The organism is Chondromyces crocatus (assembly GCF_001189295.1).
Taxonomy (GTDB): domain Bacteria; phylum Myxococcota_A; class Polyangia; order Polyangiales; family Polyangiaceae; genus Chondromyces; species Chondromyces crocatus.
This window is the reverse complement of the sequence record NZ_CP012159.1, coordinates 7,896,521-7,914,446: the sequence shown is the minus strand read 5'-3', so window position 1 is coordinate 7,914,446 and position 17,926 is coordinate 7,896,521. Positions and strand designations below refer to the sequence as shown.

The following is a 17,926-nucleotide window of genomic DNA, read 5'->3' as shown; positions in this document are numbered from 1 at the left end:
CCGAAGGTGCGCCCGGTACTTCCCATTATGGGAATGCGCGACTGCGTATCGCAAAGCAATTGCGTGAGCGAGCATGCGATGGTCCGGCTGTCGAGGAGTGACCCTACGTGCCGATCCGCAGGTGCGCGCACGTCTGCACGTGCGCGCGGGGAGGGCTCGCAACAAACTCCTCCTCGGGCCCCTGCTGACAGATACTGGGGGGCCAAAGGAGCAGGTTCATGAGGAGATGCGGGGTTGCTCTGGTGCTTTGCGCGACTGCAGCGCTGTCCGGCTGCGGCCGTGATCGCGGCACCGGGGACACCGCCGTCGCGCCGGATGCTCCCGGCTCGACCCGGAAGGGCCTCCCGGCCTCCCTTGCTGGCATGGCGGAGGCTTCGTTCTCTGCACCATCTCCGGATCCATCCATGCCCTCTCCGCGCCCCGCCCCTCGACCAGGCACCTTCACCCTCCTCGCGGGGGGGGACATCTGCCTCGGCAAGGGGCTCGGCAAGACCCTCCTCGACGACCCGACCTTCGATCCCTTCGAGCACCTCACGGGCCTCCTCGCGACTGCCGACGTGCGCTTCGCCAACCTGGAGAGCCAGATCAGTGATCAGAAGGGCGAGACCCAGCACCCGAAGAACCCCCTCGTCTTCGTCGGCCCTCCGATCGGCGCCGACGCCCTCGGGCGCGCGGGCTTCGACCTGGTGTCCCTCGCGAACAACCACATGTGGGACTACGGCGAGCGCGCCTTCTACGACACGCTCGATCACCTCGATCGCGTGGGGGTCGCCTACGTCGGCGCAGGGCGCAACTTCACCAGCGCGTATGGCCCGGTGATCCTGGAGCGGAACGGCGTCCGGGTCGCCATCGTCGCGGTCACCGACATCTGGAACCAGGGCGTGATCTGGTCCCATGCTGCCCGGGACCGGGTCGCCGCGGCCGATCTGAACGCCATCGGCGTCACCGTGCGCGCGCTGAAGAAGCGTTCCGACATCGACCTGGTCGTGGTCAGCCAGCACGGCGGTGGCGAGTACCTCGACACCCCCTTGCCGTTCACCCGCAAGTTCGCGCGCGCGGCGATCGACGCGGGCGCCGACGCCTTCCTCGGGCACCATCCGCACGTGTTCCACGGCGTCGAGATGCGCAAGGGAAAGCCCATCTTCTACAGCCTCGGCAGCTTCGTGATGCGGGTGAGCCGCGAGCACCCCGACGCCCCGCTCGGGATGGTCGCGCGCCTCGCGCTCCGGCGTGGCGAGGCCCCGACCGCCGAGGTCTGCCCCGTGCGCAACGCCGACCTCAAAGCGTACCCGCTCGCCGTGGACCCGCAGCGCGCCGCGACCGAGGCCGCTTTCACCGAGCGGTTCCAGCGCATCTCCGGAAACAACAAGCCTGCCGCCGCGCTGGGCGCCTTCACGCCCGAAGGCTGTGCGCCCCTGATCCCCGAGCCGACCTCGGGGGCCCTCGACGAGACGGCGCGACCTCCGAGCGGTCGAGCGCCCGTCGCACAGGAGGGGGAGAGGGCTGGAGGCAAGACCGTGAGCGCGAGGGCCGCGGCAGGGGTCGGGAAGCTGGGCCAGGGGCGGGGCCGAGATCCGTCGCCCTGACGGGGCGAGCACCGTCCACCCGCCGCAGATTGTGTGATCCGGGGCACCAAGTGGGCATGCCCCTGAGCCCACGCGCGATGGCCTCCTCCCTGTCGGCTTCGAGTCGGTGAGGTGTCGGCCCCGAGGACCGAGGCCATCGGCCCCGAGCCCCTCAGGTGTCGGCCCCGAGCCCCCGAGGTGTCGGTGCTGCAACCTCCTGCGCTCGCCGCCGCCTCTCTGCCCCTGTGGCCTCGAGCGTCGAGGGGGTCGGCCCCGAGGACCAAGGGCGTCGGCCGCCAGGACCGAGGCCATCGGCCGCGAGCCCACGGGGCGTTGGCGACGAGCCTCGACCTCCACGCGCACGACCCTCGGAGGGCTCGGCCCCGACCCGTCAGGGTGTCAGCCCCGAGTTCGTGGGGTGTCGGCGACGACCCCCGGCCGTCTTGGCCCCGAGCCCTCCGGGTGTTGGCGACGACCCTCAAAGGTGTCGGTCGCGATGGCCGAGGGTGTCGGTTGCGATGGCCGGGGGTGTCGGTCGCGATGGCCGGGGGTGTCGGTCGCGATGGCCGGGGGTGTCGGCGTGTCGTCCTCGGGACGACAACCGCGGCCACCAGGGACGGAGTTCGGTCACGATGGCCCCGTGTCGGCCCTGCGCCTGACGCCCTTGATGGGAGGGCGATCATGGTCGTGGCGGGAAGCGATTGTGCCTCGACGCAATTGCCATTCCAGTGTTGTCGCGATCTGAAAACGTAATGAATTCGTGGAGGCGCAATCAGCGTTCCAGCGTCGGTCCTGGCAGGTGTCGAAAATTCGACACCCCTCGCCGGTCAGGCGTCGTCACAGTCTCATTGGAACGACATGAGCTCCCAGCCTCGTTTCGGGTGACGACTGCATGATCGTCGCGCGAGGTGTGAACTCGCACCTCCAATCACACGATCTTCGTTCAGAGGGGTCTCGATGCAGAGAGGTCTCGATGACGGCAGGGCTGGACTATTTTGAAAATCTGCATTGGACCTATTTACAAATCGACGTGCGCAGATCAGATTGCGAACCGATTGGATGACCCGGGCAATCGCCCGAGGGCGCCAATCCCCTGAACAAGGAGGAATGGACAGTGGCTGGACCCATGCAACCCGATCCGGGCGAGATGCACATCGACGCGAGCAGCGTGGTCTTGAAGTTCGTGGACGACGCCGATCTGCCGAGAATGCTCAAGCTCCGAGACAAAGTCGACAAGGCCATGGATAACATCCTGGTCCTCACCCCGGCACAGATCGCGCAGGCCGGGCTCAACGTGGACGACATGGACCGCCTCCGAGCGAACATCAGCGATTACCGCAAGGTATCGATGTTCCTCGCGGCAGCCCGGCAGATGGCCGAGAACCTGCAACAGACGTCCTTCTGTCTCGGCCACGAGATCGCGGCGCAGATCGGGGAGATCTCCTCGCAAGCGCGGCGACGAGCGCGGGTCTCCCCGGCACGGGGCGAGATCCTCAACGCGCTGACGCACCTGATCGATTACCAGGTCGCGCCAGCGAAGAAGGGCCTCGCGACCAAGGCCAAGGCGAAGAAGAGCAGCGAGCAGGGGGCCGGTCAGGCCGCCGTGGTCGCGCCGATCGCGAAGGCTGCCGTCAGGGCGGAAGAGGTCGCGGAGCAGGAGGAGGCAGGGCCTGCATCCGTGGCGAGCTGAAGGGCGTCGTGCTCCCTGTAATGAGCACGCGCTGAATGGCTGAAGGAATGGATGCCCGCGGGCGCGGCGGGCCGCTTCATGCTCGCGCCATGGCCGTCCTTGCGACGGATTGACCCGTCCTCCGGGACGAAAGGACCACCGGCGTTCGCCACGAGGCGTTCGCCGGTGTCGTCGTTGCGCGAATGCACGTGACATCGAGCCGAGAAGAGCCGTGCGGCGATTCCTCGCTCATCGAGGAATCTGCGTTCTACACGAAGGCGTCGGATCTCGCGGCAAGGCTGCAAAGGATGGGGGTGACGATTCTCAGCCATCGATTGGCCGGCATCGTCACGACCGTGTGCATCGAACGAAGACCACCCTGGGTGCGTCTGGAATCGAGAGCACCGTGAGAGCGAGTGTTTCGCTTCCCTTCCATCCCGAGATGGCGGAAGACCCGGTCATGCGCCTTCGGGGGAGCCCACGACGGTTCGGAGCCATGGCGGTGATGCGGGGCATCAACGCGCTTCTCGCAGGGGCGTTGCTCGCGGCGTGTGGGGGGTCGGAGGGGCCTTTGCCTGCCTCGACGATGCCGCAGCCCCAGGGGGGCGCCACGTCTCCACCGCTCGCCGCTGGTGCGCCCCAGCAGGCGGCGAGGCCGCCCAAGGACGGGCCTCGGCTCCAGCTCGATGGGCAGTCACTCCGCCTCGACGGGGTGGTCGTGGCACCCGTCACGGCGTTGCAGAGCGACGAGTTCGAGCCCATCGAGGAGCTGCTCGGCCCGCTGCGCGCGCGGCCTCGGAGCACCGTAGCCGGCGGTGGGACGGAGCCCTGCGTGGTCGAGGTGGCCGCCGAGGTGCCGTTCCAGTCGGTGACCAGCGTCCTTCAGACGTGCGGCATGGCGGGCCATCCCGAGGCCTTGCTGCACGTCGGTCCGGGCTGGATCCAGGTGCGCACGCCGGTGATCGGAAACCCTTCCGACCCGACGGACCCGAAGGAGATGCTGGGGGCGCCGTCGCGGCGGCAGCTCGTGCTGCATGCCGGGCGGGACCGGCTCGGAATCCAGTTCGGGGATGTCTCGCCTCCGAAGGCGGGATCGATGCACTGGCAGCTCGCCTCGGTGCTGGACCGCTCGGTGACGCGCTCGCCCTCGGGGACGCCATCCGAAGGGGAAGTCCTCGGCACGGCGCTGGCCGAGGCCTGTCAGGGGCTCTCGCGTCCTTGCCTTTCCGGGATGAGGTTCACGGAGGACAGGGGGCTGCGCTTCGGCGACATGGCGAGCGTGCTGTCGATCGTGGGCGGTGTGCAGGGGACGCCGGGGGGCGTGCCGGAGATCGTGGTGAGCTTCAGCGAGCGGCTGGGGCCCGTTCTGCGCACGCGGACGGCGCGTCGGCTCCGCCCGGAGGTGATCCAGGGGGTGGTCCGGGGACACTTCGAGCGCTTCCGGGCTTGCTACGAGGCGGGGCTGCTGCGCGATGCGACGCTGACGGGCCGCGTGACCGTCCTGTTCAGGATCGATGAGGGGGGCCACGTGGTCGAGGCGAGTGATGAGCCCGTGCCGGCAATTCCAGGACAGGCGGCGGCACCTGCGATGAAGGACAAGGACCAGGAGGTGGTGTCGTGCGTCCTCGCGGAGTTCGAGAAGCTCTCGTTCCCCGAGCAGGATTTCGGGCTCGTCACCGTGGTCTATCCCATCGTGTTCTCGCCCGAAGCGACGTCGCCGTGAGGTGAGGCTTCGGCGCGTTCTTCCTGCGCGTGAAACGCAGGCTCAGATGTCGCAGCGGCTCTCGTGGAGGCCTGCATACCCGGGGGTCACCACGATCTCTTCTCGGGGGCCGTCGGCCGTCCAGCGGCAGAAGAAGGGGCGCGGCTCGCACCACGAGATCTCCTCGGCGCGCTCGATCGTGAAAGCGTCGTTGGGTTCGACGCAGAAGCGGTTGGGACCTCCCCATCGCTTTCCGGACTCTCCTTGCACGTGGAAGTAGTACCGCGTGTTCGTCGGCCTTCCCTTGACGAGGGTGCGGCAGGTGCCGTTTTCATGGCCGTACCAGCCGGAGCTGATCCAGCGGCCGCTCTGGTAGGCCGCCATGGCCACCCAGATCTTCTCTCCGGCGTGGTTACAGATGCGGATGTCGGCGTGGGCCGCCGCAGACCATGCCAGCAGCATGAGCGCGGAAGCGATTCCCAGCATTGCGTGTTTCACGTTGTCCTCGTTCCGTCGTGGGGTTCACGCGTGACTCCAGGGTTCAGTGAATGAGGATCTAGTGCGCGTGGTGCTCTGCGTCAGTGGAGGGGGCGCCGCAGGGACGTGAGGGAGGAGTCCTGCGGTGCTGAAGGGGAATGGCCGAATGGCACGAGGAGGATCGCGGTGTCGCTGGAGGAATGGGTTCAGTGGCACGGGAAGGGGCCGGCGTGGCGCGGGAAGACCCCTTGCGGTGGTGAGGCGCCGTGGGGGCGCAGGTCGGGCGTCGATGGCCACGAAGAAGGTCATGCGTTGAAGGGGTCGATGCGAGGAGCGCAAGGGGGGCCTCGCCGTCGGTCGGCATGGCGTCGAGGTACGCGGCGAGTTGCCTGGTGTGTCGCGTCTTCGGGATGAGACGGGAGGAACTGGAGTGCCGGCACGGAGGGCTGTTGGCGAGGCGAGCCAGTTCAAGAGCGGCGCTTGGTGATCAGCCAGTCCAGCGAGGTCGCGATGAGGCCGTCGAGCTGCGTCAGCGGTGTGGCGCGTGGGTCTGCGGGTCAGCGCTGGGTGGGCAGCTCCAGGGTGAACGTGGCGCCGGTGGGGGCGCCCTCCGGGACGTCGCCGGTCCAGCGGCTCTCGACGTGCACGCGGCCGCCATGGGCTTGCGCGACGCTCTGCACGATGGCGAGGCCGAGGCCCGTGCCGTCGCGGGCTTCGTCGGTGGTGAAGAAGCGGTCGAAGATGCGCGCGAGGTTCGTGGGCGGGATGCCTGGGCCGTGGTCCTCGACGACGATGTGGATCGAGGCGGTCGGGTCGTGGTCGCGCACGGTGATCTCGACGGGCTGTCCCGTGGGCGAGAAGCGGACGGCGTTCTCGGCGAGGTTGAGCAGGGCGGCTTCGAGGTCGGTGGCGCGGGCGAGAAGGCGTCGGGAGATGCGCGCGGGGTGCAGCACGACGGGTTGGTCCGGGGTGCTGGCGCGGTCGACGACGCGTTGGAGCAGGGCGGGGAGATCGATGTCGGTCATGGGCTCGCGGGAGGCCTCGATGCGGCTGAGCTCGAGGAGGCGAGAGACGAGGCGGTCGAGGCGCTCGACGTCGAGGGTGATGTTGCGGAGGAAACGGCGGCGGGCTTCGGGGTCGTCGTCGGCGCCCTCTTCGAGCAGCTCGGCGGCGCCGCGGAGCGAGGTGAGGGGGGACTTGAACTCGTGGGCGACGTCGGCGGCGAAGTCCTGGATGAAGCGGAGGCGCGCGTCGAGCTGGTCCTTCATGCGGGCGAAGGAGGCGCCCAGCTCTTCGATCTCACCGCCGCCGGAGACGGGGATGCTCACGTCGGGCTCGCCCTCGGCGACGCGGCGGGCGGCGCGGGAGAGGCGTCCGAGGGGGCGGGAGATGGACCAGGCGAGCAAGAGGGTGGCGGTGCCGGTGATCAAGAGGGCGACGGCAAGGACGCGCACGAGGCCGGTGCGGATGCGGTGCAGCTCGACGAGGACGGGCTGGGTGGAGCGTACGAGGTAGGCAGCGCCGACGACGCGGCCGCGGTTGCGGATGGGTTCGGTGATGAAGAGCAGGACGTCGGGGTGGCGGTCCCGGATCCGGGTCATGGAGGCAGGGTGGCCTTCGAGCGCCTTGCGGACCTCGGGTCGGTCGGGGATCTCGGGCCAGGTCTTCGGGCCACGGGAGAGGTTGTAGTCGCGGGTGAAGCCGCTGTTCTCGCGGATGGAGCGGGGCACGAGCGAGGGGGGCGGAGGCTCGGGGCCCTCGGGGGGACCGTGCTCGTGGGAGTCGGCGAGCACGGCGCCGGTCGCGTCGATCAGGCGGATGCGGGTGCGGGTGCGGGCCGCGGCGGTGGTGAGGATGTTGGCGTGGCGTGGATCGCCGAGGTCCACCTGGTCGGTGAGGTCGCGCTCGACGAAGGCGCGGACGAGGGAAGCCTGGTTGCGCATGTCGCGCTCCAGGGCTTCGAGGAGCTGCCGCTCGTGGATGCGGGCGAACTCCAGCCCGACGACGGGAACGAGGAGCACGACGACGTTGACGACGAGGAGCCGCACCCGGATGCGACCCAGCTCGCGGAACACGCTGCGCAATGCACCACCCTCGAACAAATGTGCCTTCGTTGCTGCTGGGCAAGCTCCCTGGGGCATCGGTTACCCAGGTGAGGTCTGCGTGGTCCATGTTTCTTCCCGGCGGCGTGGGATCGCTGCTGGGAAATCGCGGTGCATGCAGGGTATATCGTCTGATGGGCTGTTGGCTTCTTCCTTGCTAACGGTCCTGATGAGGTACACCGATGACCCTTCGCACCATCCTCCCCAGGTCCTTCGCAAAGCAGTTCGTGGCCGCCCTGTCGTTCGGCGCGTTGCTCGCGGCTTGCGCCGGTGATCTTCCGGCCGGTCTGACCGACGAGGACCCGGAAGAGGGCGGCGGTGGTTCGCCGACGACGACCACGACGACCACGACGACCACCGGCGGTGGGACCGGGGGCGAGGGCGGTAGCGAGGCGGTGCGCGAGGCGACCTACAGCGTGCGGCTCGGGACGCCCGTCCACGAGGTGGAGCTGCAGGCCGAGACGGACACGACGGTGATCGTCACGCCGAACGGCTTCGTGGGCTCGGTGACGCTGGGCGTGACGGGCCTCGCGGGCGGCGACGTGGGGACGACCTGGAGCAACGCGACGGTGACGCTCGACGGCTCCACCGAGGTGGAGGTGACGCTGACGCTCAACACGTTCAGCAACAGCACGGTGGGCACCTCCCTGGGGAAGGTCACCGCGACGTCGGACGTGGGCGTGAACGACGCGGATCTGACGATCGAGATCCTGCCGCAGATCACGATCGTCATCCCGCCGAACGTGGCGTCGCGGGTGAACACGACCGACTCGTTCGGTGCGTACCCGACCCGGATCAAGGCACTGTCGAACCTGTCCGCCGACAACCCGATCAACGTGCGCTTCTACAACCAGGATGGTGTGCCCCGCGAGATCCACGCGGACAACCCCAACCAGGGCTTCGCGCACACGGGAGCGGCCATCCAGCCGGGGGCCTACGACGCCAGGACGCGGCCGGTGAACGTCGCGGGGACCTACAACTTCTACATGCACGGCATCGCCAACGGCGAGTCGATCCGCGGCCGGATCGTCGTCGAGTGACCGTCGCACGCCGAGGGGGAGCGGGCGCCAGCGGGCACCGCTCTCCGTAGGCCCACGGTCGTCACGCGCTCATGCTATGGGAGCGCCGATGGACGACCGTCCCGCCCTGAGCCCGGAAGCTGTCGAGGCTCCCTCTCTCCCCGAGATCCCGGAAAGTCCACCGTCGGCGCCGCTGACGTCGGAGATGACGTCGGAGATGACGTCGGAGGCGCTGCCAGCGCCGCCGACGCCTCACGAGGTGGAGACGTGCGTCCGGGTCCTGGAGTCGCTCGGGGCCCAGCGGGCGCTGCTGGCAGAGCTGGATCTCACGTTCCGGCGGCGCTTGCTCATGGCGGCAGGCAAGCTCTCCAGGCCAGAGCGGGCGGAGCAGCGGGAGCTGGCCAAGGCGTTCCGACGCCGAGAGCACGGGCAGCGGAAAGCGGCGGACGCCGCGCTGCTCGACGCGACGGGCATCCGCGCGGCGCGGCGGGAGCCGGTGTTCGTCACGCCGCTCCAGATGACGGCGCCACCTCGGGTCGAGCCGGCGGCGAGCCCGCCGGAAGCGCCGGAGGAGGCGCTGCAGAACGAGCGGAAGTGCTACGTCTGCAAGGCGCCGTTCCGGGCCGTCCACTTCTTCTATGACGCGATGTGCGGGCGCTGTGGTGACCTGAACTTCGAGAAGCGGAACCAGTCGGCACCCCTCGATGGGCGCGTGGCACTGGTCACGGGGGCGCGGGTCAAGATCGGCTACCAGGCGGCGATCAAGCTGCTCCGGGCAGGGGCGAGGGTGATCGTGTCGACGCGCTTTCCTCACGACGCGGCGCGCCGGTACGCGGAGGAGGCCGATTTCGAGGCGTGGTCCGGGCGTCTCCACATCTACGGGCTGGATCTGCGCCACGCGCCGAGCGTGGAGCTGTTCGCGCGGCACCTGGATCAGTCGCTGGATCGGCTGGACTTCGTGCTGAACAACGCCTGCCAGACGGTGCGGCGGCCGCCGGCCTACTACGAGCACCTGGTGTCGCTGGAGCAGGCTGCGCTGGAGGCGTTGCCCGAGGGGGCACGGCCGCTGGTCGCGGCGTACGACGCGCTCCGGAGCCAGGGAGGGTCGGGCGGTGCGCCCGCGCGCCGCGCCGCGGGGCTGCTCGAGCCCGCAGCGCTCTCGCAGATCCGTACGGCGGCGGATGGGCCGCTGGCCTGGGCGCTGTCCTCGGACACGGAGGCGCCGCCGCCCGACGCGCTGTTCCCGCGCGGGCGCTACGACGCGGATCAGCAGCAGATCGATCTGCGCGGTGTGAACAGCTGGCGGCTCACGCTGGGAGAGGTGACGACGGTGGAGATGCTGGAGGTGCAGCTCGTCAACGCCGTGGCGCCGTTCATCCTCAACGCGCGGCTCAAGCCGCTGATGCTGCGGCACCGGACGGGCGACAAGCACATCGTGAACGTGTCGGCGATGGAGGGGCAGTTCTACCGGGCCTTCAAGACCGACAAGCACCCGCACACGAACATGGCCAAGGCCGCGCTCAACATGATGACCCGCACCTCGGCGCCCGATTACGTGAAAGACGGGATCCACATGAACAGCGTGGATACGGGCTGGGTCACGGACGAGGATCCCGCCGCGATCGCGGCGCGCAAGGTGGAGGAGCACGGGTTCCATCCGCCGCTCGACATTGTCGATGGGGCAGCACGAATCTGCGATCCCATCTTCTCGGGATTGCTCACCGGTCAGCATCTGTGGGGGCAGTTCTTGAAGGACTACGCACCCACGGACTGGTAGCGGCGTCGCGCGCGACGGGATCTCCGGGGCGGGGAGATCGTGCCGCGTCGTGCCGGAAGATTTCGGTGGGGTCGCCGGGGTAGCATCGGCCCATGCGAATCTACGGACGCACGATCTTCACACTTGTCCTGTCTTCCCTGGCCCTCGTCGCTTGCGGCGGAGACGACGACGGGAACCCGAACAAATCGAACGAGGGGGGAGGGGGGAGCTGCGGGACGGACTGCAACGCGGGTGGCGCGGGTGGCGCGGGGGGTGACGGTGGCGACGGTGGCAACGGTGGCGGGGGCGCTGGACCGCAGGCCGACATCCTGGAGCGGCTCTCGGGTCTCCACGGTGTGGAGGTGGTCGAAGCCACCTCCAGTGTGGATGGATACCGCTACTTCGAACTCTCGATCCTCCAGCCCATGGACCACGGAAATCCGAATGGGCAGGCGTTCCAGCAGCGCATCCAGCTGCATCACCGGGACGACGCCGCGCCGACGGTGCTGGCGACGACGGGATACATGCTGTTCGGCGGGCAGTACCTGGAAGAGCCGACGGCCCTGCTCGAAGCGAACCAGCTTTACGTGGAGCATCGCTACTTCGATCCTTCACGTCCCAGCCCGGCGGACTGGTCGTTGCTGAACATCGAGCAAGCCGCGGCGGATCATCACCGGATCGTGGAGCTGATCCGACCGCTCTACTCCGGTGCCTGGATCTCGACCGGCGCGAGCAAGGGCGGGATGACGTCGGTGTATCACCGCCGCTTCTACCCGGACGACGTGGATGGAACCGTGGCCTATGTGGCGCCGCTGAGCTTCGGCTTGAGCGATGCGCGCTACGGGGAGTTCCTGGCGCAGGTGGGTGACGATCCGGCGTGTCGCCAGCGCCTGAAGGACTTCCAGCGAGAGGTTCTGCTTCGACGGAGCGTGATGCTCGATCGGATGGCCGATCTGGTGGTGCAGGGGTACTCGTTCGACACCATGGGGATCGAAGCCGCCGTGGAAGCGGCCGTGATCGACCTGCCCTTCGCCTTCTGGCAGTACAGCGGGGCCAGCGATTGTGGTGACATCCCGACCGCGGCGGCGAGTGACGACGAGATCTGGCAGTACCTGGAGGCCGTGGGCATGGTCGCGTTCTACGACGACTCCTCGGTGCTGAGCTTCGAGCCCTACTACTGGCAAGCATTCACCGAGCTCGGCGCGCCGGGAACGGACGAGAGCCACATCGCGGATCTGTTGACCATCGACCTGGATGCCATCGACAGCCTGCCCAGCATCGACGCGGCGCCAGTCTTCAATCCCGCGGCGATGCAGGACATCGATACGTGGGTGAAGGGGCAAGGGCAGCGGATCCTGTTCATCTATGGCGAGACCGACCCGTGGACGGCTGGCGCGTTCGCGCTGGGTGGAGCCGAGGATTCGTACCTGTTCACGGCGCGGGGCGCGAACCACTACGCCAGCATCTCGTCGCTCGAAGACGCCGATCGCGGGGTCGCGCTGACGCGGCTCGCGGCGTGGGCAGGGGTCTCCACCCCCCAGCCTCTCGTGCACGGCGCGCCTCGGTTGGTGTCGCCGTCACCGACGACGCTGCGGCTCTTCCGACGCGCCCTGTCTCGCTGAGGTCTGCGCCGACCGGAGGCTCACGGCTGCCGTCCTCCGGTCGGCGTTGCGTTCATTCGACGTCGACGGCGGCGATGATGCCGTCGTAGAACTCGGTGCATCCCACGGCGTCGAGGAGCAGGTTCCAGTTCTTCCCGCTGAAGGGGTTGGGAAGGCCGTGGTTCGTCAGAAGCACGCCGATGATCTCGCGTGCAGGGTCCACCCACATGAACGTGCCGGCGCCACCGACCTTGCCGTAGGACTTGGGCGAGAGGCGCATGCCGCCGGTCGAGAAGCGGGGAGACCAGATCTCCCAGCCATAGGATTTCGGTCCGACCAGCAAGTCATTCAGGGGAGATTGATTGGCGACCGCCTCGTCGACCTGCGGGGTCTGGTCTTTCACCATGGCGCGGGCCAGGTGGCGCGAGAGGATGCGGGTATCCCCGTAGACGCCCTTGTTCAGGAGCATCTGGCAGAAGACGGCCAGATCGAGCGCCGTGCTGAACGCGCCGTCACAGCCGACGACGCCTCCCAGCGCGAAGTCCTGCTCGTCCTGCACCTCGCCCCGGACCAGATAGCCGCGGCGCTCGGAGTAGCCGGTCGCTGCAATGCGATGGCGGAGCGCGGGGGCGGGTCGGAACATCGTGTTGGTCATGCCGAGTGGGCCCCACACCGCCATGCGGACGAAGGCGTCGAGGGGCATCCCGGCCGCAGCTTCGATGACCTTGCCGAGAAGCCGGTAGGTGACGTCGCTGTAGAGCACCTGCGTGCCGGGAGCATAGTCGAGCGGCGTCTCGGCCATGCGCTGCCATACCAGCGCGAGATTCGTTTCGTCGAGGTGCTGATTGTCGACCGGAAGGCCTGCCGAATAGCGCAGCATATCGTGGATGGTGAGATCGGCCTTCCCGTTCACGGCCATCTCGGGGAGCCAGGTGGACGCGGGCTCGTGGAGCGAGAGATCTCCGTCGTCCACCAGTACCAGCGCTGCAATCGCCGTCGCCAGGACCTTGGTCATCGACTGGACGTCGAAGATCGTGTCGAGCGTCACGGGCTCCGTCTCGTGATCGCGGACCTTCGTGCCGAACGCGCGATGGCCGACGATCATGCCTTTGCGGGCGATGAGCGCCGTCGCGCCCGGGAACAGCCCGTCCTCGACCCGGCGCGCGATCCTCGCGAACACATCTTCGAGGCGCGCTGCCGACATACCCACGTACTCCGGCAGCCCCGGGGCGAGCGTCGGCGCGGGATGGCCGCCCTGCTGACCCGGCAGCGCGAGGATCGCGGGGGTTACCGCCAGTGCCGCTGCCGCCGGACCTGCCCAGCGAAGAAGGTCTCTTCGCCTCACGGTTCGCTCGGTTCTCATGCTGTTGCTCCTTTCCTGACTGGAAACCAATTACACTACCACAGCAGTGACGTCTGGCTCGTTCGGCCCCATGCCGAGTCGACAACGACGTACCCACAGGATGCTGAACGTTCGCACTCACCCGCGCTGCTGAGTCTCGGATGCCGGAGCGCGCATCCTGCGCGCAGGGCGTGAGGAGCGCGCTGGGATGCGAAACGTGGTGCGCGGTCGAGGCGTGTTCTGCGTGGCGCGCACCCGTGATGCCTCACCGTTGCCCCTGTTTTCGGGTTCGTCCGCTGTCGGGTGAGATGCGCGGCGAGGCGCGGGGCGCGGGAGATGCGGAGATGGGCCTGCGGTCCGTGCGGTCCGTGCGGTCCGTGCGGTCCGTGCGGTCGCGGGGCGAGGCGCGCGGGAGAGGTGCGTGGGCGTGTGATGCGGGATGAGCTGGGTTCCCGTGCGAGCGCGACGCCTGCTCCCGGGGATCAGGGGCGTGGCCAGGTGTTCACGCGGTCGGTGACCAGGTGGCAGAGGGCGGCGACGCCGCGGCGCGGGACGGTGACCAGCTTGTCGCGGAACTCTCGGGTGTCCGTGTAGAGCTTCGAGATCTTGTGGGGGAGGATGGTGGAACTCCAGACGGCCACCACGTCGGCCCACCGCAGCTCTGCCTCTGCCTGCGTGGTGTTGCGGTAGCTCTCGCCATCGACGATGCGGATCTCGATGTGACCCGAGAGGAGGGCGCGCAGCTCCTCGGCCGTCCCTGGGCCGCCGCCGACCACGAGGAGCCGGACGACGTGGTGGTCGTTGAAGGCGGCGATCAAGGCGAGCGCGGCGCGCTTGTTGACCGAGCCGTCACAGACGGCGCAGGCGGTACCCGCCACGGCGAGGACGGGTCGGGTTCCCGGGGTGGTGGGCGCGTCGAGGCATGCAGCGCAGCGTGGCTCGAGGGGGAGGGGAGGGGGCGATGGGGGAGGGGCGAAGCGGTGCTGCGCGCGGGTCGCGATGTCGACGGGGACGAAGCTCGCCGGGTGCCACCCCGTGGGGATCGGTGCGCTCTCCTCCAGCCACAGGAGGAGATCGTCCTCCTCGATTCCGAGTGCGCGAGCGAGGTTACGTGCACGAACCGGTCGCGACATCGTCGGTGATTTTGACACAACGCCGTGATCCGCGCTGAAGCGCCAGCGCTGCATCGCAAGAAACAGGTGGAGACTGTTGCCTGTGTCACGTCGCAGCGGGAGCGCATCACACCCGTGTCGCAGCTCACTTCCCGACACGGCCATAACGTGCTCGCAATGGTGTGCCACGTCTCCATGAGCCGCGTCTCGTCTCGTGTGGTGGCTCTCCATCTCGACCTGTGGCGCTGATCGCGCCCTGGAGGGACGGCCGCCGCATGCAATGGACGTTCGTATGGGGCCCCTCGGCGTACGGGAGCCAGGGGGGGCCGGCTTGCGTGCTCGGGGCGCGACGCATGCGCATTGCTCCGCGACGCCAATCCATGAGTCCGAATTCGCCTGCGTGACCACGTGCGTGTGGTATTCAATCGCTTCGGGGGGGGCGTATCCGAATACACCCCGACGAATGGGAGGTTAGGCTATGTCATCGTCGAATCCGGCGCGGTGCGCCGGTACGATTGCGGCTGTGTGCCTCGCGGGGATGGCCGTCAGCGTCGAATCGAGTGCATCGTCGTACACGCTCTTCGAGAGTGGTCAGGTGCGGCCTCTGGTGTTATCGGCGGACGGAAAGCGTCTGTTCGCGGCGAATACACCCGACGGTCGCGTCGAGGTGTTCCACGTGGGACCCCTGGGCCTGACGCACCTGACGTCGATCCCGGTCGGCATGGAGCCCGTCGCGCTGGCGCTGCGCGACGAGCGCGAGCTGTGGGTCGTGAATCACCTGTCGGACAGCGTGAGCGTGGTCCAGCTCTCGGCGACCCGGCTGGGGGGCCGCGTGACCAGGACGCTCCTCGTCGGCGACGAGCCGCGTGACATCGTCTTCGCCGGGCCGAGTCGACGGAGGGCGTTCATCACCACCGCGCACCGAGGTCAGAACAACCCGAATGACCCGCAGCTCACCACGCCGGGCGTGGGCAGGGCCGATGTGTGGGTCTTCGACGCGGACAACCTGGGGGCGTCGCTGGGTGGCACGCCGCTGTCCATCGTCACGCTGTTCACCGATACGCCCCGCGCGCTGGCGGTCAGCCCGAACGGGCAACGGGTCTATGCGGCGGGGTTCCACTCGGGCAACAGGACGACGACGGTCTTCGAGCCCTTGATCCCGGACGGGTTCGGGATCGACGGCGTCCCCGGGCCGGCGACGAACGTCGAAGGGCTACCGGCGCCCGAGGTCGGGCTGATCCTCCAGTTCGACGGCTCGAACTGGGTGGACACGCTGGGGCGGACCTGGGACGACCTGGTGAAATTCAACCTGCCGGACAAGGACGTCTTCGTCATCGACGCAATGGCCAACCCGCCGGCGCAGGTCGCAGGGGCGGGAGGCTTCTTCACGGGCGTCGGGACGATTCTCTACAACATGGCCGTGAATCCGGTGAGCGGGAAGGTGTACGTCTCCAACACCGAGGCGCTCAACCTGGATCGCTTCGAGGGGCCGGGCATCTACGCCGGGGAGACGCTGCGGGGTCACCTGCACGAGAGCCGGATCTCCGTGCTCACGCCGGGGGCGGGGAGCGTCACGCCTCGCCACCTGAACAAGCACATCGATTACGACACGTGCTGCGCGCCACTGCCGAACGGCGAGAACGCAAAGAGCCTCGCGTTGCCCCAGAGCATGGTGATCTCGCCCGATGGCAGCACGCTCTACGTCGCGGCGCTCGGCTCGAGCAAGGTCGGGGTGTTCTCCACCAGCCAGCTCGAGGGGGACACCTTCGTCCCCAGCACGACGAATCAGATCCAGGTGAGCGGAGGCGGACCGACCGGGCTCGCGCTGGACCAGGGAAGCCAGCGGCTCTACGTGCTGACGCGGTTCGACAACGCCATCTCGGTGGTCAACACCTCGACCAAGAGCGAGATCGCGCACGTGCCGATGTACAACCCGGAGCCGTCGAGCGTCACGGTGGGGCGCCCTTTCCTCTACGAGGCGTCGACCTCGTCCAGCCACGGCGACTCCTCGTGCGCGAGCTGCCACGTGTACGGTGATTTCGACAGCCTGGCGTGGGATCTCGGCAACCCCGACGCCGAGGTGTTCAACCACCCGGGGCCGTTCATCGGTGACACCACCAACCTGTTCACGGGTCTTCCCACGCCCGAGGAGTTCCACCCGATGAAGGGCCCGATGGTGACCCAGAGCCTGCGGGGCATGGCGAACCACGGGGCGATGCACTGGCGGGGTGACAAGACGGGAGGCAATGATGCGCTCTCCGTGCAGCCCAACGGGGGCTCGTTCGACGAGCATGCGTCGTTCATGAAGTTCCGGGAGGCCTACGTGGATCTCCTCGGGCGGGCCAGCCCGATCACCGTGGGAGAGATGGAGAGCTTTGCGGACTTCATCCTCCAGGTGAAATACCCGCCGAACCCCATCCGACCGCTGAACAATACGTTGACCGTCGCGCAGCAGGCCGGCAGCGGGCTGTTCGACATTCGAGAGTGCGCCGTCGCCGGCTGCGAGACGTGCCACACGCTGGACCCTGGATCCGGGTTCTTCGGAGGGACGGGCGCGTCGACGTTCGACTTCCAGACGCAGATGTTCAAGGTGCCCCACCTGCGGAACGTCTACCAGAAGGTCGGGATGTTCGGGATGCCAGAGGCGCCAGGACTGATCTCGCAAAACAATGGGCACATGGGGGATCAGGTCCGGGGGACGGGGTTCCTGCACGATGGGGCGATCGACACCGTCTACCGCTTCATGCTGGGGCTGGGGTTCTCGGTGGACTTCGGGTTCGCGCCGGTGCCGAACGGCTTCGCCAGCTCGCCGGCAGGCGACGCAGAGCGCCGGCAGATCGAGCAGTACATGCTGGCCTTCGACACCGACCTGGCCCCGATCGTCGGTCAGCAGATCACGCTGACGAGCAGCAATGACCTGGTGGCCGGGCCGAGGATCGATCTGCTCGTGGCGCGGGCCGATCTGGGCGAGTGCGACCTGATCGTCAAGACCCAGTTCCTTCTGAGAGAGCTCGGCTACCTGTACATCGGCTCGGGGCAGTTCGCGCAGAACCGCGTGGCGCTGCCGCCGATCGGTCACGCGGCGTTGAAGCTCCTCGCCAAGCTCGCGGGCCGCGAGCTCACCTACACCTGCGTGCCACCTGGTTCGGGGGTACGCGCCGCCCTCGATCGAGACGAGGATGGCTTCCGCGACGGGGACGAGCTGGACGCCTTCAGCAACCCCGCCGACCCGTCCAGCACGCCTTGAACACGCCCGAGGCGCTCGCTTCGCGCTCCCGCTCGCGCTCCTGATTCCCACGGCAGGGGCACGCGCCCCCCTGCTCCGAGCCGCGCTCGTCGGGGCCTGCCACCCACCATTCCCTCGTGAGAACTCGCTCGATTCGTCGCTTCGAGCCTGCCCTCGTCGTGTCGAGGCGCAGGTGAAGTCCCCGGTCGCAGGGAGGGAGCGCGGGGGCTTCGCCGATGCCGTCGGCGTCGAATCGACTTCGTGCTGGTCATCGTGCGCGTTGGAAGTTGGAGCAACGAGGATCCATTGAAAGCGTTCCTCGTGTGATCCACGCTCAAGGTGGGGAGGGGGTCCA

The 17,926-nt window shown here is 68.2% G+C and carries 11 protein-coding genes; 7 read left to right on the top strand and 4 right to left on the bottom strand.

The window, feature by feature from the left end; translation table 11 throughout:
• Positions 1-404: 404 nt before the first annotated feature.
• The 3 genes from CMC5_RS28430 (at position 405) to CMC5_RS28415 (ending at position 4,957) form a co-directional block, all read left to right on the top strand.
• Positions 405-1,586 (top strand): CapA family protein, encoded by a 1,182-nt coding sequence (locus tag CMC5_RS28430; RefSeq protein WP_050433341.1) that lies wholly within the window; start codon positions 405-407, stop codon positions 1,584-1,586.
• Positions 1,587-2,691: 1,105 nt separating this feature from the next.
• Positions 2,692-3,255, top strand: coding sequence for a hypothetical protein (locus tag CMC5_RS28425; RefSeq protein WP_050433340.1), 564 nt, complete (start codon positions 2,692-2,694; stop codon positions 3,253-3,255).
• Positions 3,256-3,730: 475 nt separating this feature from the next.
• Entirely contained in the window at positions 3,731-4,957 is a 1,227-nt protein-coding gene (locus CMC5_RS28415) for an AgmX/PglI C-terminal domain-containing protein (RefSeq protein ID WP_050433338.1), read from the top strand.
• Between the two features lie 42 nt (positions 4,958-4,999).
• On the opposite strand, the gene CMC5_RS28410 is transcribed toward CMC5_RS28415, so the two are convergent.
• Positions 5,000-5,434, bottom strand: a complete 435-nt coding sequence (locus CMC5_RS28410) for a DUF1036 domain-containing protein (protein WP_156338917.1) — start codon at positions 5,432-5,434, stop codon at positions 5,000-5,002.
• A gap of 536 nt (positions 5,435-5,970) precedes the next feature.
• Entirely contained in the window at positions 5,971-7,488 is a 1,518-nt protein-coding gene (locus CMC5_RS28405) for an ATP-binding protein (protein WP_245678595.1), read from the bottom strand.
• A 209-nt stretch (positions 7,489-7,697) separates the two neighbouring features.
• Here CMC5_RS28405 and CMC5_RS28400 point away from each other — a divergent pair, with 209 nt between their 5' ends.
• From CMC5_RS28400 to CMC5_RS28390, 3 genes are all read left to right on the top strand, one after another.
• On the top strand, positions 7,698-8,555 hold the full coding sequence (locus tag CMC5_RS28400) for a hypothetical protein (RefSeq protein ID WP_050433335.1): 858 nt from the start codon (positions 7,698-7,700) through the stop codon (positions 8,553-8,555).
• 196 nt (positions 8,556-8,751) lie between these two features.
• On the top strand, positions 8,752-10,311 hold the full coding sequence (locus CMC5_RS28395) for an SDR family NAD(P)-dependent oxidoreductase (RefSeq protein ID WP_050436181.1): 1,560 nt from the start codon (positions 8,752-8,754) through the stop codon (positions 10,309-10,311).
• 92 nt (positions 10,312-10,403) lie between these two features.
• Entirely contained in the window at positions 10,404-11,912 is a 1,509-nt protein-coding gene (locus CMC5_RS28390; protein WP_050433334.1) for a S28 family serine protease, read from the top strand.
• Positions 11,913-11,964: 52 nt separating this feature from the next.
• Here CMC5_RS28390 and CMC5_RS28385 read toward each other — a convergent pair whose 3' ends face one another.
• Positions 11,965-13,254, bottom strand: a complete 1,290-nt coding sequence (locus CMC5_RS28385) for a serine hydrolase domain-containing protein (RefSeq protein WP_050433333.1) — start codon at positions 13,252-13,254, stop codon at positions 11,965-11,967.
• 461 nt (positions 13,255-13,715) lie between these two features.
• Positions 13,716-14,366 carry a hypothetical protein gene (locus CMC5_RS28380; RefSeq protein WP_050433332.1) on the bottom strand — a complete coding sequence of 217 codons (651 nt, stop codon included), beginning with the start codon at positions 14,364-14,366 and terminating at the stop codon, positions 13,716-13,718.
• Between the two features lie 517 nt (positions 14,367-14,883).
• Between CMC5_RS28380 and CMC5_RS28375 the strand changes: the two genes are divergently transcribed.
• Entirely contained in the window at positions 14,884-17,592 is a 2,709-nt protein-coding gene (locus tag CMC5_RS28375; RefSeq protein ID WP_245677786.1) for a YncE family protein, read from the top strand.
• Positions 17,593-17,926 lie beyond the last annotated feature (334 nt).